The sequence below is a fragment of the Dawidia soli genome, from assembly GCF_018598185.1.
Classification (GTDB): domain Bacteria; phylum Bacteroidota; class Bacteroidia; order Cytophagales; family Cyclobacteriaceae; genus Ohtaekwangia; species Ohtaekwangia soli.
Map to the genome: position 1 here is coordinate 37701 of NZ_JAHESC010000034.1, position 25502 is coordinate 63202.

The following is a 25502-nucleotide window of genomic DNA, read 5'->3' on the forward strand; positions in this document are numbered from 1 at the left end:
CGTATGAGAATATTTTTCCGTGGGTTGGAGGGTGTATACAAGTACCGGATGGTACGGTGGTGGGTCTCCGCCTTGTTATGTCTGCTGGTTTTTACAACGGTGCGGGCCACTGATCCGCTTCCGACGCCTGCGGCGAGCATCCACTTTATCGAGAACAAACATCAGTGGCATGCCGGCATTCTCTTTGGCGCGCCGGTCGAAGGCGGTTATCTCACCTTTCAACGCGATAAGCTTCAGTTTCTTTTTCAAGGGCGGAGCGCTGCCCCCGCGAAACACATCAAGTCTGAACACCGTGTGCCCGACGGGCACGTTGCCGACGACGGGCATCACCTGGTGCCGGCCACGAACGCGCATGTTGTAGACGTGATATTTGTGGGGGCCAATCCGTTGACGTATGTAGCCGGGGAGGAGAAGGTGGTGACGCAATACAACTATTTTCTGGGCGACGACCCGGCGCGGTGGGCTTCCGGTGCTGCCGCGTATAGCCGGGTGCGTTATCACGACCTGTACTGCGGCATCGACCTGGTCTATGGCTCGCAGGATGGGCGTATGAAATATGAATGGATCGTATCGCCGATGCAGGATCCGTCGGCGATCGCGTTGCGCTATACGGGGGCCGACGAGGTGTCGATCGTCAACGACAGTTTGTACGTTCGCACCTCGGTCAACGAAGTGTGGGAGCTGAAGCCGTATGCATACCAGGAGATCCACGGCCGGCGCACACCGGTGCCGTGCCGGTATACCTTGCGCGGTCAGGTGGTGGGGTATGATTTCCCGGAGGGATACAACCCAGCCTATACGTTGGTGATCGACCCGGCGCTGGTATTTTCGGGGTACTCGGGCTCGACGGCCGACAACTGGGGCTTCACGGCAACCTACGATACCCTGGGCCATGCGTATTCCGGGGGCATCGTTGAAAACGTTCCGGGATTGCAGTACCCGGTGACACCCGGCGCGTTTGAGGTGACACACCAGGGAGGAAATTGGGATATCGGTCTGATGAAGTTCGATTCGGCCGGAACGGCGATGTTATATGCCACCTACCTCGGCGGCGACGGTGTGGAGACTCCGCAAAGCCTCGTGGTGAACCATGCCGGTGAGCTGGTGGTGCTGGGCGTGACGAGCTCGTCGGATTTTCCGGTGTCGAACAGCTCGGCCTTCCAGGAGGGGTTGGGCACGGAGCCGATCGGTGGCATTGATTTCTCGACAGGGGTTGACTTGTTCGTCGCCAAGCTGAGCGGCGACGGCAGCCGGCTGTTGGCGGGAACGTATGTGGGCGGCTCCGAGCCAGACGGTATCAATGACAATATCCTGAACCGGAACTATGGCGATGCTTTGCGCGGAGACATTATTGTCGACGCCAACGATCTTGTCTATTTCGCATCGAGCACGTATTCGACCGATTTCCCGGCCGTGAATAGCGGGACGACGCATGGAGGCGGGCAGGACGCAGTGTTGGTAAAGCTCACGTCCGATCTGTCGGGCATTGTCTGGAGCCGTTTCATCGGAGGCAGCGGTATGGACGTGGCGTATTCGCTGGAGCTGGACCCTGCCGGTAACGTCTTTGTGGCGGGAGGTACGAACGGAAGCCTGCCCGGCATGAATGGTTTCCGCAGGACTTCGTGGGGCGGCATCGACGGTTGGGTGATGTCCTTTACGGCGGCGGGCGCCATGCGCAACGGCACGTTTGTGGGCACATCGGATACGGATCAATGTTATTTTGTGGACCTGGATCAGAACGGTGATGTGTATCTCTTCGGCCAGACCACGGGGCGCTACCCGGTCAGTAAGCGGCAGCAGGTGTACTACAACGCCAACAGCGGACACTTTATCCAGAAGCTCTCCAACACGCTGCGCGATACGTTGCTTTCGACGGTGATCGGCAAAGGCGGGTTCTTACCGGTCCTTTCGCCCACGGCGTTCCTGGTGAGCGAATGTGGATTTATCTACCTGAGTGGTTGGGGAGGCGAGATCAACGGTACCAGCACCACGGGGTTGCAGACTACTCCGGACGCTTACGAACGGGTGGGGCACGGTCACGATTTTTACCTGATGGTATTGAGCGGCGATGTGCGAACCTTGTTATACGCAACCTTCCTGGGCGGGACTGTTTCGCAGACACACGTAGACGGCGGCACCAGCCGGTTTGATAAGCAGGGCGTGGTGTATCATGCAGTATGCGCCGGCTGCCGCGGGTTCTCGGATTTTCCGGCGGAGAATGTGCCGGAGGCGCATCGCACCAACCGAAGCAGCAATTGTAATAATGCCGTCTTTAAGTTCGACCTGTCGCAACTGCGGGCGGCGGTGCGCACCAATACCGTGGACTTCAGTCACCCCGGGGTGAATAAGATCTGTATTCCGGACGAGATCGTGTTCGAAAATTTCAGCTATGGCGGCAAGGTATATGAGTGGGATTTTGGCGACGGTACAACGTTGACGACAACAAACACGGATCCGATCGTACACCGATACAAAGAATCTAACCGGCGCTATACGGTGTGGCTAAAGGCCCTTGCGCCCGAGACGTGTAAAGGCGTCGACTCCATGTCGGTCTATGTGGATGTATTTGATGCACAAGCCCGGGTTCAGGACAATGACGATCTTTGCGCGGGCACGGAGTATACGCTCCAGGCCAGCGGTGCCGCGGTGTATTCCTGGCGGAGCGCCGACGGCAGCTTTACGTCAGCGTCACCCTCGCCGGTAGTGATGCCCGCCGATACCACGGTATATTATCTGACCTACACCGAGGTGAGCGGGTGCATGGGCAGGGACACGGTGCAGTTGAATGTGGTGCCGCTGATCCGGGCGGAGTTTACGCTGGACCGCATCACCGATTGTTTTTCTCAGCCCGTAGTGCACGTCATCAACCTGACCGATAGCCTGGTGGCTACGGATGAGCTGTATTTCGACATGGGTGATAGCACCCTGTGGGATCTGACGGATTTTACCCATCGGTATAAGGATGACGGTACGTATATCGTAAAATTAATTGCCGCCCGGCAAGCGGGCGACAGCACCTGTGTCACCGAGCAATCACAGCCGGTAGATATTTTTACGCTGAAGGTGCCGAACGTCATCACGCCCGATGCTTCGCCGGGCCAGAACGACACGTTTGTGATCGGATATGGCCAGACGCCGTCGCAGTCGCCGGTCGATGTGGGCTATCCTGTGGCAGTGAAGATCTTTAACCGGTGGGGCAATCTTCTCTATGAATCTTCCGACTACAAGAACGACTGGAACGGCAGCGGCCTGGCCTCGGGCACGTATTTCTTTGAAGTGACCGTACAAGGTCACGCCACCTGCAAAGGGTGGGTGCAGCTACTCCGTTAATTCCAATACCAGCAGGTAATATTCGGGCACGGACACGCTGCCCAGGGTATATTTTTTGCCCGTGGTGATCTCCGTACCACCCTTGTATTGCCCGATGCTTTCGGCAAAGCGTTGGGTGTTTACGGTCGTGGGCTTGTCGTTGGTGTTAAAGATGCACATCACGGTTTGTTGCCCCTCGTGGCGGAAGTATACATACACACCGTCTTCGGGTACATACTGTGTGAGCTTGCCGGTAGTCAGTGCGGGCGAGGTTTTGCGGAAGGTGGCGAGCGTACGTGTCCAGTCAAATACTTCATTCTCTTTTTCGGTGCGGCCGGCGGCCGTGAACTTGTTTGCCGGGTCGTTGGGCCAGCCGCCGGGGAAGTCGAGGCGTACCCAGCCGTCGGGATTGGCAAATCCTTTCATGAGGATCTCGGTGCCATAGTACAGCTGGGGGATGCCGCGGCTGGTGAGCAGCCATGCAATGCCGGCTTTGTGTTTGCGCACGTCTTCGCCCACGACGGAGAAGAAGCGGCTCATGTCGTGGTTGTCGAGGAAGATGACGTTGCGGGTGGGGTCTTCGTACACAAAGTCGTTGGCCAGCGTGTAGTACAACCGGTTGACGCCGGTGGTCCAGCCAAAGGGCTCGTTCAGGGCGGAGATGATACCGTAGAGGTTGGCCTGGAAATCGGTGACGCCGGGCAGGTTGCTTTTGAACGGGATCTCGAATTTGTTGCGTGTGAAGTAGGCCTGGTTGGGCACGCCGTGTACCCATGTTTCGCCGAAGAGCGAGAGGTTGGGATACTGGTCGAGCAGGGCCTGGTTGCAGCGGTTCATGAACGCCAGGTCGTTGTAGATGTAGGTGTCGATGCGCCAGCCGTCGAGGCGGAACTGTTCGACGCACCAGAGGGCGTGCTGGATCAGGAAGTTCGCCACGTAGGGATTGTGCTGGTTGAGGTCGGGCATCTGCGGCGTAAACCAGCCGTTGCTCATGCGGTCGCGGTCGCTGCGGGCGGCGTGGGGATCCAGCAGGGGTTGGTCTTTGTAGGTGGTGTTGGTATAGGTGGGCCACTCGTGCAGCCAGTCGTGTGTCGGTTTTTCCTGTACGAAGAAGTGGTAGAGGCCCACGTGGTTGTAGACGGCGTCCTGGATCAGCTTCATGTTACGGCGGTGCAGCGCGTCGCTGAGCTGCGTGTAGAGGGCCTCGTTGCCCAGGCGCGGGTCGATGGCATAGTGGTCGGTGATGGCGTAGCCGTGCTCGGTACGGTGGGGCATGTCGTTCTTCAGCACGGGCATGAGCCAGAGGGCGGTAACGCCCAATTTCTGTAGATAGTCGAGGTGGTTGATGATGCCTTGCAGATCGCCGCCGTGGCGGTAGAAGATCGAGTCGCGGTGTAGGGACTGGTCGCGCATACCTTTGATGCGGTCGTTGGCAGGGTCTCCGTTGCTGAAGCGGTCGGGCATGGCCAGGTAGATCAGGTCTTTGCTGGTGACGCCTTGCGCGAAGGGCTTGTCCGTTGTGCGGGCCTTGAGCGGCCAGTCTACGCGCGTGGTCTTTTTGCCGGCGGCGAATACCAGCGGTACCGTGCCCGGCCGGGCGTCGGGGGCAATGGCGAGGTCCAGCGCGAGGTATTTGCCGTGTTCCAGCGGGTGCACCTGCTGCAGGGTGACGCCGGGGTAGTTTACGGTGACGGTACGTTTGTTAAATGCGGGGTCGTCGGCCCGTACCAATAACTGGAGGGTGGGAGACTTCATGCCGATCCACCAGGAGGGGGGATAGACCGTGACATTTTGAGCGCGGAGAGGGAGGAAAAAGGGGAGCAGGAACAGGGTGGATAAGACGGCGCGGCGTCGGTGCATAGGGTGGAGATTTAGGGGTCTTGAGGTCTAAGTTCGGATGTTCCCGAGGAACTGCCAAGAATACAAAAAACGTCGGTTTTGCTCTTCCGGTTTTGCAGTTTACGTTTTCGGAAACGTTTGTGCATTCGATTCCTGTTAAATTTTTAAAGATTTCTTACAGGAATTACGAACGGAATTCCCTACTTTCAGAGTAGTCTTCAAACGTGTGCATTGAGCCGCCGCGTTTGGGGAGAGAGGAATTAACCCAAAACTTAAACGTATGACGAAGTTTTATCTGTATTTAAGCAGGTATCTCATGGTGGCGCTGTTGTTCGGCACTACCATGGCCTGGTCGCAGGGGCGAACCGTTACCGGAAAGGTAAGTTCATCTGACGATGGCGGAATTATCCCAGGCGCCAACATCCTGGAAAAGGGAACAAGCAATGGTACCATTACCGGTACCGACGGGGTGTACACCATCACCGTACAAGAGGGAGCTACCCTGGTATTCAGCTTTGTGGGCTATACATCGCAGGAGATCGCGGTGGGTACGCAGTCGAATATCGACGTAACGCTCCAGGCCGACGTGACCGCGCTGAACGAAGTGGTCGTGATCGGTTATGGTGAGATCAAGAAACGCGACGCGACAGGAGCCGTGGCGTCTGTAAAAGCCGAAGATTTTAACACGGGGGTGATCGCATCACCCGAGCAGCTCATACAAGGTAAGTCGGCCGGTGTGCAGATCACCTCGGCGAGCGGCGAGCCGGGTGCGGGCGCTAACATCCGGATCCGCGGTACGTCGTCTGTGCGCGGGGGTAACAACCCGTTGTACGTGGTAGACGGTGTGCCCCTGGCGGGGGATGACGTTTCGGGCGGCGGCCTGGATATCGGTCGCGGTAACGCCTCGGCCAAGAACCCGCTGAACTTCCTCAACCCGAACGACATTGAAAGCATCGACATTCTCAAGGATGCCTCGGCGACGGCCATCTATGGCTCACGGGGTGCCAACGGGGTTGTGCTGATCACTACCAAAAGCGGGAAGGGCAAGCGTCGTCAGCTGGAATACGGCGCGACGTTGAGCTTTGCGCGGGTGGCGCGTAAGTACGATCTGCTGAACCGCGATCAGTTCCTGAACGGCGCGGCACGGCTGGGGTCGAACCTCGAGGAGCTGGACTTTGGAGGTGATACGGACTGGCAGGACGCCGTGCTCCGGACGTCGGTTTCCAACCGTCACGATCTTTCGTTCTCGGACAACTACAAGACCCTGAACTATCGGGCGTCGTTCAGCTATGATAACCAGCAGGGTATTGTCGAGCGTACGGGCCTGAAGCGTTACACCGGCCGTTTGAACCTGAACAAATCGTTCCTCAACGACAAGCTGAAGCTGGGTACCCAGATGATCTTCTCGCGGGTGGACGACCAGGCTGCGGCGATCACCGAAAACTCGGGCTTCGAGGGTGACCTGATCGGTTCCATGATCATGGCCAATCCCACCTGGCCGCGGTTTGCCGACTCGCAGTTCTCCAATACAAACATCAACCCGCTTGCCTATCTGAAGTATCATCAGGACAATACGCAAACCGACCGCCACCTGATCAATGTAACGGGTTCTTACGACATTCTTCCTTCCCTGAGTTTTAAAGTGACGGGCGGCTTTGACCGTTCGGAATCTACACGTGACAAAGTGTTCTCTCCCCGGCTACGGTTGAGCAACGGTGTGGAAGGCAACGGCCGTGGTGGCTTTGCCGAAATTGAAACCGACAACAACTTGCTGGAAGCCTATTTTAATTACAATAAGACCATCGGCAAGGGAACCCTCAACGCGGTGTTGGGGTATTCGTACCAGGAATTCAACCGCAAGGGTCTGACGGTGCTGGGTTGGGGCTTTGCCGGCGAAAACATGGACCGCATGGTGAATGACTTGCATGCCGGCGCCGGCATCGTACAGGGCATGATCGATCAGTCGTACCAGCAGTTCGGGTATTATACCGTGATTGATGCGGAAAACGGCAATCGCGAGCGCATGTATATCAATACATTGTCGCCGGAGCCCACAACGATCGACCTGGATAATCTTCCGACGAACATGCCGGTGCGCTCAGTCACGGGCGACATCTTCAACTCAACGGATGAGCTGCAGTCTTTTTTTGGCCGGGTGAACTATTCCCTGTCTGACAAATACCTGGCGACGGTCACCTTCCGGGCGGACGGTTCGACCCGCTTCGGCGGTAACAACAAGTATGGTTATTTCCCGTCGGGCTCGCTGGCCTGGCGCCTGTCGGAAGAGGAGTTTGTTCCGGAAGCATTCACCGACCTGAAGTTCCGCGTAGGATATGGCGTGACCGGTAACCAGGAGATTCCGCACAACCTGCACCAGGCGCGGATCAAGTATAACAACGGTACGGCCAATCGTTTCGGTGCGCCGACGATCGGTAACGATGGTCAGGCCCCGCCTCCGGGCACATCGAACGTAGCGTTCGAGAACCCTGACCTGAAGTGGGAGCAAACCTCACAGCTGAACATCGGTCTCGACTTCGGTTTCCTGGAAAACAAGCTGACGGGTAGCATCGATGTATACCGCAAGAACACGACGGATCTGCTGATCCAGGTAACATCGGCGCAGCCCGCGCCACAGCCCTTTACCTGGCGCAACCTGGATGCCGATGTGATCAACCAGGGTGTTGAATTGTCGTTGAACGCGATCGCGGTCGAGAGCGACAATTTCGGGCTGAACTTCGGTTTCAATATTTCCTACAATAAAAATGAAGTAAAGAACTACAATGGCGCGCCACTGAATACGGGCGAGATCAACGGTCAGGGTCTGTCGGGTGCCTTCGCTCAGCGGATTACCAACAACCAGCCATTGTTTACATACTTCATTCGTGAGTTTCAGGGCTTCGACCAGGATGGTATCGCGATCTACAACGGCGACATCCAGCGTTATGTCGGCAAGAACCCGATCCCGAAATACAACCTGGGTTTCTCGGTCAACTTCCGTTATAAGAACTGGGATCTCTCAACATTCCTGACCGGGCAGTACGGCCACTGGGTATACAACAACACGGCCAATGCATACTTCTCGCTGGGTTCGCTGGCGACAGGTAAGAACATTATTGCCAGCTCGCTGTATACCGGCGAAGCCGCGGCCAACGCACCGGATGCTTCGACACGCTACCTGGAGAAGGGCGACTTTCTGCGAATGCAGAATTTAAATCTGGGGTATAACTTTAACTTCGAGCAGACCTCGCTGATCAAGAAGGTTCGCCTGTATGCCAGCGGCCAGAACCTGTTCCTGATCACCGGCTACTCGGGCCTGGACCCGGAAGTAAATACCAACAAAGCACGTGACGGCGTTCCCTCCCTGGGAATCGACTACACGTCGTACCCGCGCGCGAGAACCCTGACTTTTGGCCTGAACGCAACTTTTTAATTGAGTATGAGTATGAACGTACATAAACTGAAGATAACCTCGGGCATCCTGGTCGCTATACTGGGCGTAGGATGTACCGACCTGGAAGTAAAAGAGAAGGACTCTTATCTGATCGAATCAGAAGGTGTATTTGCGGGTGTTCCTCCGGATGCGACGCTGAACTCAGCCTACCTGGACCTGCGGGACTGGGGAAACCAGGAGAACCTGTACGCGCTGTCGGAAGTAGCGTCCGATGAGCTGCTGGTGCCTACGCGCGGTGTTGACTGGGGTGACAACGGCATCTGGCGGAGCTTGCGCCAGCACGAGTGGGATGATTCTCATCAGTACATTCTCAATACCTGGAACAACCTGAACCGCAACGTGTACAAGTTGAACCAGCTGCTGGCCAGCGAGTCGGGTGCGGATGCGCAACAAACGGCGGAAGGTAAATTCCTGCGTGCCTTTAACATGTGGTATGTACTGGACTTATATCGGCAGGTGCCGTTCCGTGACGTACACGACGCGGTGACGGCGGACCCGAGAGTATTCAGTGTTCAGGAGGCACTGGACTTTATCATTAAAGACCTGACCGAAGCGCTGCCTGCGCTGCCGTCTACCGGCCCCGGCGGCAATACGATCAAGGCTTCGAAAGCTGCCGCACATTTCCTGCTGGCGAAGATTTATCTGAACAAGCACATCTACCTGAATACAGCGGCAGCCGCCAGCGACATGACGCAGGTGATCACGCACGTCGATGCGATTACCGCGGACGGTTTTGCTCTCAATGAGGACTACTTTGATACGTTTAAGGATGCGAGCAACCCCGAGACAATTCTCTGGACGGACGCCGAGTGGGGTAACCGCATCTGGAACGGCCTGCACTACAATCAGGGTGTATCGACCAACACCGGTGGCGGCTGGAACGGTTTCTCGACCACGGCAGAGTTCTACGCTCTGTTCGAAGGTGATCCAAACAACAACGAGCCTGGCCACGATCAGGAGGAACGCCGGGGTTATGTGCAGAACTATGAAGACCGGGTAAAGGAGGGTATAGGCTATGGGTTCCTGATCGGTCAGCAGTATGATTCCATGGGCGCCCCGCTGAAGGATCGTCCGGGTAATCCGCTGATCTTCACGAAGGATTTTGCGAGCAACACGACCCTGACAGGTAACAACGAGCGTAACGGTATCCGTGTTATTAAATATCACCCGAGCACAGGAAGTTATAACCGGTATTATGTCCTGGCGCGCTATGCAGACGCTTACCTGATGAAGATCGAGGCGATCCTGCGCGGCGGTACCGCAGGTGAAGATGCCCTGACGCTGTATAATGCGTTACGCAGCATCCGCGGCGCATCGGAAGCGGAAGGTGTTACGATCGACGATATCCTGGACGAGCGCGGTCGGGAGCTGTACATCGAAGGATGGCGCCGCAACGATCAGGTGCGTTTTGGTACCTTCACGTCGCCGTTCCCGTATATGAACAATACGGATGCATTCCGCAATGTATACCCGATCCCGGCCAACGCGTTGACGACCAACCCGAACCTGCAGCCGACCGAAGGCTACTAATACCGGTTGTCACGCCGGATAAATTAAAGAAGGCACGTCGTAGTTTACCGCGTGCCTTCTTTTTTTATTTTTAGCATCGTATATGCGTATATTTTTCATGTGGAGATATTGGATCCTGTGTCTGCTCGTTGTCAGCGCTTGTAAGAAGAACGATGTGCCGGCCCCTGCCGCCAACCGGAATACGTTGTTCACCCGGCTGCCGGCCGCGGAGACGGGGATCGATTTTACAAACGAGCTGAAGATCGATGCCGACTTCGACGTGTTCCGCTACCGGAACTTTTATAACGGTGGGGGTGTGGGCATCGGCGACATCAACAACGACGGGCTGCCCGATGTATACCTCACGTCCAACATGGGCGATAACAAACTGTTCCTCAACAAAGGCGACTGGAAGTTTGAAGACATTACCGAAAAGGCCGGTGTGAAAGGTCTGAAGGTATGGTCTACGGGCGTGAGCCTGGTCGACATCAACCACGACGGGCTGCTGGACATCTACATCTGCAACGCCGGCGATGTGAAGGGCGGCAACCGCGACAACGAGCTTTTTATCAACAACGGCGATCTCACCTTTACCGAACAGGCCGCGCGGTACGGTCTGGCCGACCGGGGCTTCTCCACGCACGCGGCCTTCTTCGACTACGACAAGGACGGCGACCTGGACTGTTATGTATTGAACAATTCCTATCGCCCGGTATCGACGCTGGGTTATCGCAACCTGCGCCATGAGCGCGACGAGTTCGGCGGGCACAAGCTCTACCGGAACGACAACGGTCACTTTACCGATGTGAGCGCGGCGGCGGGCATCTATGGCAGCGTGATCGGTTTCGGGTTGGGTGTGACGGTGGGCGATGTCAACCAGGACAACTGGCCCGACCTGTATATCTCCAACGACTTCTACGAGCGTGACTACCTGTATATCAACAACCACGACGGCACTTTTACGGAAGCGCTGGAGTCGTACATGGGGCACATCAGCATGTTTTCCATGGGCGCGGACTTTGCCGATCTGAACAACGACGGCTACCCGGAGATCTTTTCCACGGATATGCTACCGGAAGACGATGCCCGGGTGAAGACGATCTCGTCGTTCGAGACCTACGATGTATACACGCTGCGGTTGAAGAACGACTACTATCACCAGTATATGCGCAACATGCTGCACCTCAACAACCAGGACGGCACGTTCAGCGAGATCGGCCAGCTGGCCGGTGTGGCGGCGACGGACTGGAGCTGGGGGGCGCTGATCGCGGACTTCGACAACGACCGGCACAAGGAGATCTACGTCAGCAACGGGATCTACCGCGACCTGACCAACCTGGACTTTATCGACTTCCTGGGCAGCAGCGAACAGATGCAGGCGGCGATCGAAGGCAAGAAGGTGGACTTCAATGCCTTTGTGGAACGCATGCCTTCGGTACCCTTGCCCAACTATATGTTTACGCTGACCGACACGGCGTGGCGTTACCGGAATGTGGCGCAGGCGTGGGGGCTGGACGAACCGGGCTTCTCCAACGGCGCGGCATACGGTGACCTCGATAATGATGGCGACCTGGACCTGGTCGTCAACAATGTCAACTCGCCGGTGTTTGTGTATCGCAACCAAAGCCGTGAGCGTGGCCGGTCGCATTCTTTGTCGCTTTCGTTCAAGGGCACGGAAAAGAATACGTTTGGGCTGGGCGCTTGTATCAAGGCCTTTCAGGACGGCGAGGTGATCTTGCTGGACCACATGCCCATCCGGGGCTTTCAGTCGAGTATGGATTATCGGCTGGTGCTGGGCCTCGGCGAGGCGAAGCAGGTGGATAGCCTGGTGGTGATGTGGCCGGATGGGCTGGTGGAGGTCCGCACCGATGTGCCGGCCGATCAGCACCTGGTGCTCGATCATGCGCAGGCAAAACCGGTGGCGATAAGACCAGCGGCCCCTGTCAAGCCCTTGCTGCAGCCGGTTACACGCACGGAGGTTGCACACCGGGAGAATGATTTTAACGACTTTGATCGCGACCGCTTGCTGTACCACATGCTGTCGACGCAGGGGCCGGCCTTTGCGACGGCCGATCTGAACGGCGACGGCCTGGACGACATTTTTGTGGGTGGCTCGGTCGGCAACGCGGCGGCGTTATATATGCAACGGCCGGGGCAGACGTTTACGCCGGTGCCGGGCAGGCCCTTTGATGCCGACTCGCTGGCCGAGTGTGTGGACGCTGTGTTCTTTGATGCCGACGGCGACCGCGACCTGGACCTGTACGTGGTCACGGGGGGAGCCGAGTATACGACGCAGTCTGCCGAGAGCACGGACCGCTTTTACGAGAACAAAGGTCTGCGTGGCGGCATGCCGGTGTTCGAAAAGACCACGGGCCGGATCCCCCTGCTATACCAGAGCGGGAGCTGCGTGCGCCCTGCCGATGTGGACGGCGATGGCGATCTCGATCTCTTTATCGGTACGCGGGTGATGCCGACGTATTACGGCATGCCGTGTGACCAGTTCCTGTTGCTGAACGATGGCAAAGGGACGTTTACCGATGCCACGGCGGCCTATGCGCCGGCGGTGAAGCGGTTGGGCATGGTGACGGACGCGGTGTGGTTTGCGTATGACAACGATGGTTTCCCGGACCTGCTCATCACGGGCGAATGGATGCCGGTCACGATCTTCCGCAACGACGGCAAGCAGCTGACGCCGGTGACCGACGTGCCGGGCCTTGCCAATACGCAGGGCTGGTGGAACCGGGTGGAGGCTGCCGACCTGGACGGCGACGGCGACCTGGATTTTGTGCTGGGTAACCTGGGCTTAAACTCCAAGTTCAAACCGACGGCTTCGTCGCCGGTCACACTGTATGTAAACGACTTCGATCAGAACGGTTCCGTCGAGCCGGTGTTTGCGTTCCGTCGCGAAGGAAAGGATTTTCCGATGGCGATGCGGCAGGACCTGATCAAACAGATGAGCTCGCTCAAAAAGAAATTCTTATACTACCAGGACTATGCCGGCAAGTCCGTTGCCGACATCTTCGATGCCAATTTGCTGAAGCGGTCCACGGTGCTGACGTTTTATGAGCCGCGCACCAGCGTGTTGCTGAACGACGGTGCCCGGGGCTTCCGGTTGCAGGCGCTGCCGTTCGAGGCGCAGGTGTCGCCGGTATATGGCATTGCCGTGACCGATGTGAACGGCGACGGTATGCAGGACATTTTGCTGGGCGGCAACCTGTTTGCCGTGAAGCCGGAAGCCGGCCGGTACGATGCGCTGCACGGGCTGGTGCTGACGGGTGACGGCCAGGGTGGCTTTACGGCGTTGCCGTCGCGCACGTCGGGGCTGTTGCTGCCCGGCGAGGTGCGGCATGTGCGCGTGCTGAATGCACGTGGTAAGAAACTGCTGGCCTTTGTCCGCAATAACGACACCCTTCGATTTTATACGCTACGTTAATTTTCCGATGAAACGATCTTCTATCTCTTCTTTGTTCTTGTTGGGTCTCTGCCTGCTGGCCGGGTGTTCGTCGGACGGTGACAAACGCTTTCGCCGGGTGCCGTCGGCCGAGTCGGGGATCACCTTCCGGAACACGCTGACCGAAAGCGTGGAGTTCAACATCTTCAACTACATGTATTTTTACAACGGCGGGGGCGTGGCCACGGGCGATCTGAACGGCGACTCGCTGCCGGATCTATACTTTACGTCCAACCAGGAGCCCAACAAGCTGTATCTCAACAAGGGTGACCTGAAGTTCGAAGATGTTACCGACGTGTCGGGCGTCGCGGGCTTTCAGGGATGGACCACCGGCGTGACGATGGCCGATGTGAACGGCGATGGCCGGCTGGACATCTATGTCAGCAACCTGGGCGACTACCTGATCTACAAAGGCAAGAACCAGCTCTTTATCAACGAAGGCAATGATGAGCACGGTGTGCCGCTCTTCCAGGATCGTGCTATGGAGTATGGCCTCGACCTGGTGGGATTTTCCACGCAGGCTTCGTTCTTCGATTACGACCGCGACGGCGACCTGGATATGTTCATGCTCAACCATTCGTTGCACCAGAACGGTACCTTTGGCAAGTCTACCTTGCGCAAGGTGCCGCATCCGCTGGCCGGCGACAAGCTGCTGCGCAACGTGCAGGGTCACTTTGTGGAGGTGACGCAAGCGGCCGGGATCTACAGTACGGTGCTGGGGTACGGCCTGGGCGTTGTAGTGAGCGATGTGAACCTCGACGGGTGGCCGGATCTATACGTCGGCAACGACTTTCACGAAAACGACTACCTGTATATCAACCAGGGCGACGGCACGTTTCGGGAGACGTTGGAAGCGTCCATGGCGCACACCAGCCGGTATACCATGGGCGTGGACTTTGCCGACTTCAACGACGACGGCTTTCCGGACCTGATCGCCATGGACATGCTGCCGGAGGACCCGAAGATCCTGAAGGCTTCGCAGGCGGAGGAGACCTATGATGTCTATAATTTCAAGATCAACTTCGGGTATAATCATCAGTTCGCGCGTAATACGTTGCAGCTCAACAACCAGGACGGCACGTTTAGCGAGATCGCCCTGCTGGCCGGCGTGGCGGCGACCGACTGGAGCTGGTCGTCGCTGTTTGCCGATTTCGACCTGGACGGGCGTAAGGATATTTTTATCTCCAACGGTATCTACCGTCGTTCGAACGACCTGGACTATATCAACTTTATTTCGGCCGACACGGTGCAGCGGAAGATCTCGCAGGAGTCGATGACCGAGAAAGAGATGATCTACATCGACAAGATGCCCAAGATCAAACTGGCAAACTATCTCTACCAGAATAACGGCGATTCGACATTCACCAACCGCGCGCCGGAATGGGGCCTGGACCTGCCGTCGTACGGCAACGGCGCCGCGTATGTGGACCTGGATAACGATGGCGACCTGGATCTTGTCGTGAACAACCTCGAGGACGAGGCGTCGGTATACGAGAACCGTACGCTGACCGCGCGGCCTGCCGATAAAGCGGTAAAGCAGCCGGGGTACTTACAATTCGTACTGAAGGGCCGCGGGGCCAACGCGGTGGGCGTAGGCGCCAAGATATTTGTGTATCGCCAGGGAGGGCTGCAGATGCAGGAGTGCATGCCGACGCGGGGCTACCAGAGCGCGGTAGACCCACGCGTAACGTTCGGCCTGGGCGACGCGGCACGCGCGGACTCGGTTACCGTAGTCTGGAACAGCGGCGCGTTCCAAACGCTGCGCCAGGTACATGCCAACCAGCGGATCACGCTGGACGAGCAGCAAGCGTCGGGCACATTCGACTATACGCCGTTTCACCGGTACACGCCGGTATTCCGGCGTTCGACCGATACGCTGGCGCTGTCGTACCGGCACAAGGAGAACAAGTTCGTGGAGTTTAACCGCGAGCAGCTGATCCCGCACATGATGTCGGCGGAAGGACCGGCCGTGGCGGTAGGCGACCTGAACGGCGACGGCCGGGAAGATATCTTCTTAGGGGGTGCGAAATGGATCACGGGTCAGACGTTCCTGCAGACGCCGAAGGGTACGTTCGTGGAGCTGGCGCAGCCTGCGCTGGCTGCGGACAGTACGAGTGAGGATGTCGATGCGGTGATGTTTGATGCGGACGGCGACGGCGATCGCGACCTGGTGGTGGTGAGCGGAGGTAACGAGTTTGCCAACAAGTCGCCGCACCGGTGCCCGCGGTTGTATCTCAACGATGGGAAGGGAGCTTTGTCGCGGTCGAAGGGACTGCCCGAGCTGTTCCTGACGGGGTCTTGCGCCCGTGCGTCGGATGTAGACGGCGATGGTGATCAGGACCTGTTCATCGGTGCGCGCACCACGGTGTGGCGCTACGGCGTTCGCCCGGATAGTTATTTGCTACGCAACGACGGCAAGGGCCACTTTGCCGATGTGACGGAGACTGTAGCCCCGGCGTTGAAGGCGTTCGGGTTTGTGAAGCAGGCGGCGTGGGCAGACATGAATGGCGACGGCACACAAGACCTGGTGGTGGCAGCCGAGTGGGCGCCCGTAACGATCTTCCTGAACCAGGGAGGCACGCTGACACCGCTGCCGCTGGAAGGCTCCGGTCTGGAGCACACCGCGGGGTGGTGGAATACATTGCAACCCGCGGACTTTGACGGCGACGGCGACCTGGACCTGGTGGGTGGCAACCTGGGGTTGAACGCCAAGCTGCATGCCTCGGTACAAGAGCCTGCGCGGATGTACGTAGCCGACTTTGACAAGAACGACAGCACGGACCAGGTGTTGACGCACTATATTCACGGCAAGGAGTATTCTTTCCATACGCGCGACGAGATGACCAAGCAGATGCCGTACCTGAAGAAGCGGTATCTCTCGTATCACAAATTTGCGGATGCGTCTATCGAAGAGATGTTCGGGCGGGAGGCGTTGGACAAGGCCGAGCAGTATACGGCCTATACTTTTGCGAGCGCGTATATTGAAAACCTGGGCCAGGGTAAGTTCCGTGTCCGGCGGTTGCCGACGGCGGCACAGTTCTCGCCGGTGCAGGCGATCCTGCCCGGTGACTATACGGGCGACGGCAAGCTTGATATTTTGCTGGCCGGCAACTTTTATCCTGTCAATATTCAGATGGGGCGGTATGATGCGGGCTATGGGTTGTTGCTGACAGGGGACGGCAAGGGTAACTTTACGGCGGTTCCTTCGTGCCGGTCGGGATTTTGCGTGAGAGGAGAGACCCGACAGTTGCGGGCGGTGCAGGTGGGGGGTACGGTGCATTACCTGGCGGTGCGGAATAATGATACAGTGGAGGCTTTTACGTTGAAGCCGCGTCTGTAGGTGTTTACGCGGCTACGGCAGTTGCAAACTGCCTACCGGCCAGGCACTCCCGATAGCTATCGGGATCACCGCTTCGCTCAGACTTTCGCCAGTAACTGCCGGTGCCCAGGTTGAATGCCAGGAAACGATTGAATCTCTTGTTCTATGTAGAATAATCCGTTTTTAATTCCAGGGGTTGTTGGGTGATTGAAATTTTATTTTAAAAAACTTCAGAATTCTTTAGTGGGGTGGGGTTGGTTTATTTGTCTTAGGGGACAAATATCTAACCATGCGTGTTGACGAGGAGTATCTCCGCGCGATCGTGCAGTATCTGAACGATCCGGAGAACGTTGTGGCCAGGGAAGCGATGGAAACTATGCGCGGGCAGTCGCCCGATCACGAAACCTTTTACCAGGAAGTATTCTTCTTATGGACCTCGTCGGCCGACGTGCGGTCGCTGGACGTATTGCCGGTGCGTGAGGCTACGGCGCGTCTGTCGGCGCGGTTAAAGGCGCATCCGCGCTATACCCCGCCGGTACGTCAGGTGTCGCTGTGGGGCTGGGCCTTGCGGGCGGCGGCAGTGCTGGCCGTGGGCGTGGGGGCCTGGTGGTGGTATGCGGCTTCGCGCGTGTCGTACATTACCCGTACGACTGCGGCGGGCATGACCGATTCTGTACGCCTGGCGGATGCTTCCCGGATCTTTCTCGATGCCAACACGACGTTGCGTTATCCCGACCGCATCGCGGGCGATGCCCGCACGGTATACCTCGATCAGGGCAACGCTTTCTTTTCCGTATCGCATGACCCCGGGCGGCCTTTTACGGTGCAACTGGATGGCTCCAGCGTGACCGTATTGGGCACGAGCTTTACTATCCAAGCCAGCGCCGAGCAGGTATATGTCGGCGTGCGCACCGGCACGGTGCGGTTCACCGCGGGCAACGCGGCGTCTATACTGCAAGCGGGCGACGGCGCCATCTTTCGCCGCAAGACGCACACGCTGCAGGCGGTGGACGCCACCAACCGGAATGCCGACGCGTGGATCACGCACGAGCTTCGCTTTGTCGATGCTTCGCTGCAAGAGGTGCTCACCTCGCTGGAAGATTACTATCACGTGCAGATCAGCCTGAAAGATTCCATTGCCAACTTTCGCAAGTTCAACGCGAGCTTCCGGAATAACAGGCTGGACGAAGTGCTCGATGTGTTAGCCGCGACGTATCCCATTGCCGTGGAACATACCGACTCGCGCGTCGTCATCCGGAATCTTCCCTGATATTGCCTTACGACTTTACAGAGCCCATCCAAATCCTTTAATCTCATTCACTATGTATGAAAATCTCTACCGGAGAAAGTCACACCCATTCCGCTTACTCCTGCTACTGACAGTCCTTTGGCTGCCGGTACCGTTGCAGGCCAGCCTGGGCCAGCCCCGGGTGGAAACGCTGGAGGCATTCCTCAAACGGCTGGAAGAGCAGCACCACGTCAGCTTCGTATACGATGCCGGCGAGATCAACCGCGGGCTGCAGATCGAAAGCGATCCCTCGGGCTCGCTGGAAGCATCGCTTCGTGCGTTGCACAGCAAAGGCATTGTCTATAAGATCGTCGGCGATCAGGTGATCCTGCAACGCTCGCGCGCGGTGGACGATCTGTCTGTTCGTGGTACGATCACGGAAGTGGTCGGCGGTAAACGTTCGGCGATGGTGGGCGTGTCGGTGGTGGAAAAGGGTACTACAAACGGAACGATCACCGACGTGAACGGGTCGTTCCAGCTGCTGGTGAAGGACGACGCCGTGCTGGTGGTCTCCATGATCGGTTATACCACGCAGGAGGTACCGGTTTCCGGCCGCTCGACGGTCGATGTAACGTTGCAGGAGGACGTGAACGTGCTGGGCGAGGTGGTTGTGACCGGTTACCAGGACGTCGATAAAAAGCTCTTTACGGGTTCTACGGTAAACCTGAAAGGTGCCGACGTGAAGCAGGACGGTATCAACGACGTGAGCCGGATGCTGGCGGGGCGTGCGGCGGGTGTGTCAGTGCAGAATGTATCGGGCACATTCGGTACCGCGCCGAAGATCCGCATCCGCGGGGCGACGTCGATCACCGGCGACAACAAGCCGCTGTGGGTGGTCGACGGTGTGATCCTGGAGGATGTGGTCAACATTTCGAACGAGCAGCTGTCCACCGGTGACACCAAGACGCTGATCGGCTCGTCGGTGGCCGGGTTGAACCCCGACGACATCGAGAGCTTTCAGATCCTCAAGGACGCCTCGGCCACGGCCATGTATGGTGCGCGTGCGATGAACGGCGTGATCGTCATCACCACCAAGAAGGGGCGCATCGGCAAACCGTTGGTATCGTACACGGGGAACTTCTCGACGTACCTGAAGCCATCGTACAACACCTTTAACATCATGAACTCGGCCGACCAGATGGCGATGTATGCCGAGCTGGATACGAAGGGCTGGGAGCTTTTTGGCAACAGCAAGCGCATGGCGAGCGGCGGGGTATATGTAAAGATGTATGACCTGATCGACTCCTACAATGCGGAGGCGGGAGCTTTCGGCCTGGCGAACACGCCGGAGGCAAAGGCTGCATTCTTAAAACGCTACGGCCGCGAGAACACCGATTGGTTCGATGTGTTGTTCCGCAATTCATTTATGCAGGAACACTCGCTGAGCATCTCGTCGGGTACGGAGAAGTCGCAGCTATACTTTTCGTCGTCGTTCCTGAAAGACGAGGGGTGGACGATCGGCGACAATGTAAAACGGTTTACGGGGAATGCCCGCGCGAACTTTACCATTACCGACCGCCTGAGCGTGGGCCTGATCACGCAGGGCTCCATCCGCGATCAGCGTGCCCCGGGCACCGTGACGCGCCGCAGCAACCCGGTGGAAGGTAAGTACGACCGCGACTTTGATATCAACCCCTTCAGCTACGCGCTGAACACGAGCCGCACGCTGACCCCCTATGACGAGCACAGCAACCTGGAGTTCTTCAAACGCAATTTCGCTCCCTTCAATATCATTCACGAGCTGGCCAACAATACGCTGGACCTGTCGATGATCGACCTGAAGCTGCAGGGCGATGTGGCGTATAAGATCCTGCCATCGTTGAAATATACTTTCCTGGGCGCGTTGCGCTATGCCAAGACCAACCAGGAGCACAAGGTTTACGAGCACTCCAACATGGCGGAGGCGTACCGCGCGGCGGGCGATGCGACGATCCGCGCCAGCAACCGGTTCTTGTATACCAACCCGGATGATCCGGAAGCGGAACCGGTGGTGGTATTGCCCTATGGTGGTTTTTATAACACGGTAGACGACTTCCTGGTGAGCTATAACCTGCGCAATACCCTGGAGTGGAACAAGACCTTTTACGAGACACACATCGTGCGCTTGTTCGCCTCGCAGGAGCTGCGGTATGCGGACCGGCAGAACAAATTCTTTTACGGGTATGGCTACCAGTTCGACAAGGGCGGTGTGCCGTATGTCGATCCGAACATCATCAAGCAGGTGGTGGAAGGGAACTTCGACTTCTACGGCATGAGCATGAACTACGACCGTTTTCTGGCGGGCATGATCAATGGCAGCTATTCGTACCGGGGGAAGTACAACGCCAACGCGACGTTGCGTTATGACGGTTCCAACCGGCTGGGCAAGTCGCGCAATGCACGCTGGCTGCCTACCTGGAACATCAGCGGTTCCTGGAACCTGGACACGGAGAACTTTATGCAGCAGCAGCGGCTGGTCGACCGGCTTACGCTGCGCGCCACGTATGGTCTGACGGCCAGCATGGGGGCGGCGACGAACTCGAGCCTGGTGCTGCTGACCAACAAAGCCACGCGGCCGTACCTGCCGGAGCTGGAGTCGGTTACGAATATCCGGTTCCTGGAAAACAAAGACCTGACCTGGGAGAAGCAGTATGAAACGAACATCGGCATCGACGCGGGCCTGCTGAACGAGCGGCTGACGGTGACGGTGGACTGGTATAACCGCGACGGTTTTGACCTGATCAGCCCGATGCGTACGGCGGGTATCGGCGGCGAGTTCATCAAGCTGGCCAACTATGCCGACATGCGCTCGCGCGGCGTAGAGGTTACGGTAGGCGCCACGTTGGTGAACCACGATCGCTGGGGCTGGAAAACCCAGGTGACCTTTGCCCACAATACCAACCGCGTGACGAACCTGAAGAGCAACCCGAGCATCTGGGAGCTGGTGTCGTCTGACGGCGGACCGAAGGAAGGATATCCGTACCGCGGGTTGTTCTCGGTGGACTTCCGCGGGCTGGATGCGGAGAACGGCAGTCCGTACTTTGTCAACGAGCAGGGCCAGGAGAGCGGCCAGGTGTTTTTGCAGAGCGATAAGACCGGGCACCTGGTGTATGCGGGCCCTGTCGATCCGACAACGACCGGCGGATTCTATAACGCTTTCCGCTATGGCAACTTCACCTTGTCGGCGCTGGTGACGTTCAGCGCGGGCAATAAGATCCGTCTCAATCCGGCCTTTAACAGCAGCTATACCGACCTGGATGCCACGCCCAAGGAATTCCTGAACCGGTGGATGACGAGCGGCGACGAACGGTATACGCAGATCCCGTCGATCCTGGATAGCCGCACGGCCGGTACGTTGGGTGGCTTCAATCCTTATGCGGTGTACAACTATTCGGATGTGCGCATTGCCGACGGTGGCTTTGTGCGGCTGAAGCAGGTGTCGCTGAGCTATACGGTGCCGGCGCCGTGGGTCTCGGCGATGCGGGCCACGAATATGTCGGTCAGCCTGGTGGCGAACAACCCGTTGCTGCTGTACTCGGACAAGCGGCTGAAAGGCCAGGACCCCGAGTTTTTTACCTCGGGGGGTGTGGCGCTTCCGATCCCGCAACAATATACTTTATCTCTGAAAGCCGGTTTTTAATCTAACGATATCATGAAGACGAAGCTCTTTTTTATACTGCCGGTACTCGCCCTGGTGACAGGCTGCAGCGATTACCTCGAGCACCTGCCCGACCAGCGCACGGAGCTCAACACACCGGAGAAGGTGGCGGAGCTGGTCGCGACGGCCTATCCGCGGGCCAACTATATCACGTTCCTGGAGGCGATGTCCGACAATGCCGAAGATAAGGCGTTGAGCGGGGGCGAGCTCATCAACCGCGAGCCGTGGTTCTTTAACGATGTGCCCGACCGGAACGAAGACACGCCCGACTATTATTGGTTTGCGGCCTATACGGCGATCGCGGCGGCCAACCACGCCCTGGAGGCGATCGGTCAGGCTCCTGATCCGGAAGAATACCAGGCATCGAAAGGCGAGGCGCTGGTGGCCCGGGCGTATACACACTTTATGCTGGTGACGCTCTTCTCGCGCGTGTACAACCCGGCCACGGCCGCCAGCGACCCGGGCATTCCGTATGTGACGGAGCCCGAGAAGCAGGTGACCAAGCCGTATGCGCGTGGCACGGTGGCGTCGGTATATGAGCAGATCGAGCAGGACCTGCTGGCGGGGATACCGCTGCTGGACAACATGTCGTACAAGGAAGGCGCCGGAAAGTATCACTTTACCACGTCGGCGGCACACGCGTTCGCGTCGCGGTTTTACCTGTTCAAGCAAGACTATGCCCGGGTGGTGGAGCATGCAAACCTGGCATTTCCGGGCGGGGTGATCCTGCCGAGCCTGCGCCCGATCAACTCGGCAGCATACCGCGCGCTGGAGCCTGCGGTGAAGCTGGCGGAGTATACCAAGGCCGATGTGCCGGCCAACCTGCTGCTGGTGGAGACGCCGTCACTCTGGGCGCGAAGCCTGCGCGGCTACCGGTACGGCTTCAGCTCGCACATGCTGCGCACGTTTATCTGGGACGACAATGTAACGGGCGGCTTGTGGGGCTATATGTTCTATGGCAACGAGCAGACGCTGTTCACGCCGAAGTTCCGCGAGCATTTTGTGAAGGAGGATCCCAATGCGGACTTTGGCAGCCCCTATAACATGGTGCCGTTGCTTACGGCGGAAGAAGTGCTCTTCAACCGGGCGGAGGCGAATGCCCGCCTGGGGCAATACGATGCGGCACTGCAAGATCTGAACGACTTTGCCAGTACCCGTATCATCGTAAACGATTATGACGCTCCGTATTACGATCCGGCGCAGCACGTCATTACGCGGCCGCGGATGCTGAGCTTCCATGCCACGCAGGACCTGGAGGCGGCCCTGATCCAGACCGTTCTGGATTTTAAACGCGTGGAGTTCCTCTGTGAGGGGCTGCGCTGGTTTGATATACTGCGGCACAGATTGCCGGTGGTGCATACGCCGTATAACCGCGAGAATATCATGACGCTGGGGCCGAACGATCCGCGCCGGGTCATTCAGATCCCGCAGGAAGCACAAATGGCCGGTCTTGAATTAAACCCCCGCTAATCTCCATGAACACTTTGATGAATTATACCTCTATACAGGCCGCGCTCACGCGCGGTGCGTGGCTGTTGTGCCTGGCGCTGGTGTTTACCGTGGCGGGCTGCCGGGAGGAAGATGAAGACCTCGACGTTTCGTTCCTGGATCCAAGCCAGGAAGCACGCACGGCGGTAGACCTGTGGTTGCAGGAGCACTACACGGCGCCGTACAACATTGCGGTGGACTATAAATGGACGCCGTTTGAGCTGCCGAACAACAAGGTGCTGGTGCCGGTGAAGGAAGACAAGGTGATCCCCGTCATGGAGGTGATCCGCAAGACGTGGATCGAGCCTTATGTGGCCAAGGCCGGCGAGGCGTTTATCAAGACGCACGCGCCCAAGCAGTTTGTGCTGGTGGGGAGCGCCGAGTATAACAACGACGGCACGATGGTGCTGGGGGAAGCCGAGTCGGGGCGCAAAGTGACGCTCTTTGTGATCAACGACTTTCAGAAAACCAATGTGCCGGCGGTGAAGCAGATGCTGCACACCATCCACCACGAGTTCGCCCACATTCTGCACCAGACGATTTTGTACCCGCGCGAGTTCAAGCAGATCACTCCTTCGGGGTATACGGCCACGTGGTACAACACGCCGGATGAAACGGCCTGGTCGCTGGGCTTTATCACGCCGTATGCGCGGGCCAGCACCGACGAGGACTTTGTGGAGATGATCTCGACGATGCTGGTAGAAGGTAAAGAAGGATATGAGGCGATCGTGGCCAAGGCTTCGCCGGAGGCCCAGGCGTTGCTGCGGCGGAAAGAAGCGTTTGTGGTGGCGTACTTCAAGGAGTCGTGGAATATCGATTTTGCTGCCTTGCAGGCGGCTACGCAGCAGGCCATTGCGGCAGCGACAAAATGATCAAACAGACGATTTAAGACTATACATGAAAAAGATATTTTACTTCTTATTGTTCTTGTCGGTGGTGGCCGGCTGTCGTGACGAAGACGACACGGCGTTGCTCGGCCGCCCCGAGGACCGGACCCGGGAGATGCTGGCGGCGTACCGTGCCCAGCTGCTCGACAGTCCCTATGGCTGGAAGGGGTATGTGTTCCCCGGGTTGGGCGGTGGCTTTAGTTTTCTGTTCGAGTTTTCGGATGAAGGCCGTGTGACCATGCTGGCCGACATCAACCGCGACTGCGCCACCGAGCCGTATGAGAGCTCGTTCCGCCTGGAGGCGGTGCAGCGGCCTTCGCTGTTCTTTGATACCTATTCGTATCTGCACATCCTGTCGGATCCCAACCCGGATACGCTGGGCGGTGTGTTGGGGCAGGGGTTGCTGTCGGACTTCGAGTTTGCGTTCGAGTCGACGCACGGCGATACGCTTTATCTCAAAGGCAACCAGCACGGTACGCCGCTGGTGATGATCAAGGCCACGCAGGCGGAGGCGCAGGAGTTTCACGACGGCGCATTGCAGACGACGGCCGATGCCGTGAACAAGTATAGCGAGGCCAACCCGTTTGTATACATCCAGTCGAACGACGGCAAGCGTCTCAATACGAGCTTCAACCACGATGCGAAGAAGTTTTCGCTGTCGTTCAAGCAGGGCGATACGCTGAACATCCGTTCGGCGCCCTTCGGGTATACGCCAAAGGGCCTCTACCTGCAGCGACCGCTGCAATACCGGAACATTGTTTTTCAGGAAGTATTCTTTGACGCGGCGCAACGCACATACTACATCCTGGTGAACGGCACGCGCACGGATCTGCGCGCGGCGGCGGACCCGGTACTGCCGCTCCACCTTTTCCTGGGGGTAGACTTTTCCGTGATCTCCGTGCCGCCCAAGCAGATCGACGGATGGTCGCAGACGTTCAAGACGATCGGCGACGCCATGGCCAATGCCTTCTTAAACGCGGGGCTGGGGCTGAGCTACATGGAGTTTGACTTCAATGCCGAGAATAAGACCCTGAACTACAACGTATACTTCAAGGCGCTGTCCACCGGGCAGTATTATGTGGCGCAGTATCCGTATACATACACCAAGTCGGCGGACGGGGTGTTTAAATTCGCGCCCTATGACGAGGCCAACGGCAACGCCGAATACATCCGGCCCGTGACAGAACCCCTGCTGTTCTATTTTGAAAATTATCGCTTCCGCATGGAGTACCTCAAGACCGACCAGGGATATGTGGGCCAGATGAAATGCGTGGAGAATCCCGCGATGTATTTCTCCGGAAACTTTGGAAGCGCCTTCAACTAA

11 protein-coding genes are annotated in these 25502 nt (G+C 57.8%); 10 read left to right on the top strand and 1 reads right to left on the bottom strand.

Features of this window, described 5'->3' with window-relative positions; translation table 11 throughout:
- Positions 1 to 3: 3 nt before the first annotated feature.
- The gene (locus KK078_RS20790) at positions 4 to 3330 is read left to right on the top strand and encodes a DUF7948 domain-containing protein (RefSeq protein WP_254092239.1); all 3327 of its coding nucleotides are present in this window, start codon (positions 4 to 6) and stop codon (positions 3328 to 3330) included.
- Here the strand turns inward: KK078_RS20790 and KK078_RS20795 are convergent.
- On the bottom strand, positions 3319 to 5169 hold the full coding sequence (locus KK078_RS20795) for a glycoside hydrolase family 13 protein (RefSeq protein WP_254092240.1): 1851 nt from the start codon (positions 5167 to 5169) through the stop codon (positions 3319 to 3321). The two genes, KK078_RS20790 and KK078_RS20795, sit on opposite strands and share 12 nt — an antisense overlap.
- Positions 5170 to 5428: 259 nt before the next feature.
- Between KK078_RS20795 and KK078_RS20800 the strand changes: the two genes are divergently transcribed.
- From KK078_RS20800 to KK078_RS20840, 9 genes are all read left to right on the top strand, one after another.
- On the top strand, positions 5429 to 8578 hold the full coding sequence (locus KK078_RS20800; RefSeq protein ID WP_254092241.1) for a SusC/RagA family TonB-linked outer membrane protein: 3150 nt from the start codon (positions 5429 to 5431) through the stop codon (positions 8576 to 8578).
- A 12-nt stretch (positions 8579 to 8590) separates the two neighbouring features.
- Entirely contained in the window at positions 8591 to 10129 is a 1539-nt protein-coding gene (locus KK078_RS20805; RefSeq protein WP_254092242.1) for a RagB/SusD family nutrient uptake outer membrane protein, read from the top strand.
- Between the two features lie 97 nt (positions 10130 to 10226).
- Positions 10227 to 13541 carry a VCBS repeat-containing protein gene (locus KK078_RS20810; RefSeq protein WP_254092243.1) on the top strand — a complete coding sequence of 1105 codons (3315 nt, stop codon included), beginning with the start codon at positions 10227 to 10229 and terminating at the stop codon, positions 13539 to 13541.
- A gap of 7 nt (positions 13542 to 13548) precedes the next feature.
- Complete coding sequence (locus KK078_RS20815) at positions 13549 to 16899, top strand: VCBS repeat-containing protein (RefSeq protein ID WP_254092244.1); 3351 nt, start codon at positions 13549 to 13551, stop codon at positions 16897 to 16899.
- Positions 16900 to 17167: 268 nt separating this feature from the next.
- Entirely contained in the window at positions 17168 to 18148 is a 981-nt protein-coding gene (locus tag KK078_RS20820; RefSeq protein WP_254092245.1) for a FecR family protein, read from the top strand.
- 52 nt (positions 18149 to 18200) lie between these two features.
- Positions 18201 to 21785 (top strand): SusC/RagA family TonB-linked outer membrane protein, encoded by a 3585-nt coding sequence (locus KK078_RS20825; protein ID WP_254092246.1) that lies wholly within the window; start codon positions 18201 to 18203, stop codon positions 21783 to 21785.
- Between the two features lie 12 nt (positions 21786 to 21797).
- Positions 21798 to 23273, top strand: a complete 1476-nt coding sequence (locus tag KK078_RS20830; protein WP_254092247.1) for a RagB/SusD family nutrient uptake outer membrane protein — start codon at positions 21798 to 21800, stop codon at positions 23271 to 23273.
- A gap of 5 nt (positions 23274 to 23278) precedes the next feature.
- A complete protein-coding gene (locus KK078_RS20835) occupies positions 23279 to 24163 on the top strand; it encodes a zinc-binding metallopeptidase (RefSeq protein WP_254092248.1) in 885 nt (294 codons plus the stop codon).
- A gap of 25 nt (positions 24164 to 24188) precedes the next feature.
- Entirely contained in the window at positions 24189 to 25502 is a 1314-nt protein-coding gene (locus KK078_RS20840; protein ID WP_254092249.1) for a DUF4302 domain-containing protein, read from the top strand.

Bases quoted from the DNA above. Each gene is read 5' to 3' on its own strand.
- KK078_RS20790 (WP_254092239.1), top strand. From the start codon at position 4: ATGAGAATATTTTTCCGTGGGTTGGAGGGTGTATACAAGTACCGGATG.
- KK078_RS20795 (WP_254092240.1), bottom strand. From the start codon at position 5,169: ATGCACCGACGCCGCGCCGTCTTATCCACCCTGTTCCTGCTCCCCTTT.
- KK078_RS20800 (WP_254092241.1), top strand. From the start codon at position 5,429: ATGACGAAGTTTTATCTGTATTTAAGCAGGTATCTCATGGTGGCGCTG.
- KK078_RS20805 (WP_254092242.1), top strand. From the start codon at position 8,591: ATGAACGTACATAAACTGAAGATAACCTCGGGCATCCTGGTCGCTATA.
- KK078_RS20810 (WP_254092243.1), top strand. From the start codon at position 10,227: ATGTGGAGATATTGGATCCTGTGTCTGCTCGTTGTCAGCGCTTGTAAG.
- KK078_RS20815 (WP_254092244.1), top strand. From the start codon at position 13,549: ATGAAACGATCTTCTATCTCTTCTTTGTTCTTGTTGGGTCTCTGCCTG.
- KK078_RS20820 (WP_254092245.1), top strand. From the start codon at position 17,168: ATGCGTGTTGACGAGGAGTATCTCCGCGCGATCGTGCAGTATCTGAAC.
- KK078_RS20825 (WP_254092246.1), top strand. From the start codon at position 18,201: ATGTATGAAAATCTCTACCGGAGAAAGTCACACCCATTCCGCTTACTC.
- KK078_RS20830 (WP_254092247.1), top strand. From the start codon at position 21,798: ATGAAGACGAAGCTCTTTTTTATACTGCCGGTACTCGCCCTGGTGACA.
- KK078_RS20835 (WP_254092248.1), top strand. From the start codon at position 23,279: ATGAACACTTTGATGAATTATACCTCTATACAGGCCGCGCTCACGCGC.
- KK078_RS20840 (WP_254092249.1), top strand. From the start codon at position 24,189: ATGAAAAAGATATTTTACTTCTTATTGTTCTTGTCGGTGGTGGCCGGC.